The organism is Arthrobacter sp. Hb9-2, from assembly GCF_059091165.1.
Map to the genome: position 1 here is coordinate 1 of NZ_JBNHGJ010000089.1, position 1,133 is coordinate 1,133.

General features: G+C 62.0%; 1 protein-coding gene. It reads right to left on the bottom strand.

From position 1 onward, the window contains the following. Positions 1-3: 3 nt before the first annotated feature. Positions 4-1,107: an LLM class flavin-dependent oxidoreductase gene (locus AC5RV1_RS21325; RefSeq protein ID WP_493995949.1), complete on the bottom strand. Its 1,104-nt coding sequence runs from the start codon at positions 1,105-1,107 to the stop codon at positions 4-6. Positions 1,108-1,133 lie beyond the last annotated feature (26 nt).

The following is a 1,133-nucleotide window of genomic DNA, read 5'->3' on the forward strand; positions in this document are numbered from 1 at the left end:
GTTTTAGACGTTGGCGGGTGTGCCGATCCGGCATTCGACGCCGTATTTGGCCATCAGCGGAAGGGTCCGCTGTGCGACGGCGGCGAGGTCGTCGATGTAGTCGGGAACGACGAGCATGATCCCGTCGAGTTCGCCTTCCAGGACGGTGGTGGCCAGGCGCCGGGCGAGGGTTTCGTAGGAGCCTACGAGCTCGCCGGGCATGACGCTGCTCTGCTTCTCGCCGCCGATGAGGGACTTGGAGGAGTCGCTGAGCTCCTTGAAGCTCTTGTTCTGCTCGTAGCCGGCGGCGATGTCGGCCAGGCATTCCTTGTCGACACCGGCGTTGAAGTAGTCCATCCGGGCCTGGGCCTCTTCGTCGGTTTCGCCCGGGATGACGGTGATCAGGCCGTAGGTCTTCAGGTTCGGCTTGCCCATTTCCAGGGCGGTCTTCTTAGCCAGACGGCCGGTCGCGATGGATTTCTCGTCATCGCTGGCCATGATGAAGGCGATGTCGCAGTTCTCGGCCGCGAACTGGAATCCGCGCGGTGAGGCTCCGGCGTTGACCAGCGGGGGCATCTTGGAGGGCTTGGGGCCCATCGTGGCCTCGTTCGTTTCGAAGTACTTGCCCTTGTGGTCGATGACCTTTTCGGTCCAGAACCGCTTCACGAGCTGGATCCACTCATCGGCCATGTTGTACCGCTCGTCATGGTCCAGGCTGTCATCCCACAGACCCAGGTGGTGCAGGTCCAGGTAGCTGGAGCCGGTGACCAGGTTCAGCCCGACACGGCCCGGACCGATCTGGTCCAGCGTCGAAACCATCTTCGCGATGGTAGCCGGCGGGTACACGGTCATGTGCACGGTACCGAACACGTTGATCCGGCTGGTTGCCTGCAGCAGGGCAGCGGTGGTGGTCATCGACTCAAGGGAGACCATCCAGTGCTCCGAAGGGCCCTTCCGGCCGCGCCAGATCGCCGGGCTGAGCACGAAGTCAAACCCCAGGGCTTCAGCGCCCTGCACGACCTTCAGGACGTGCTCATACGTTCCCGGCGTTTCCGGGGTGTTGACCGAATGAATCCACCCGTTCTTGCCCACAGGGATAAACACCCCGGTATCGATGGTCTTTGTCATTCTAGATGTCCTTCCAAAAGCAATAC

Bases quoted from the DNA above. Each gene is read 5' to 3' on its own strand.
- AC5RV1_RS21325 (WP_493995949.1), bottom strand. From the start codon at position 1,107: ATGACAAAGACCATCGATACCGGGGTGTTTATCCCTGTGGGCAAGAAC.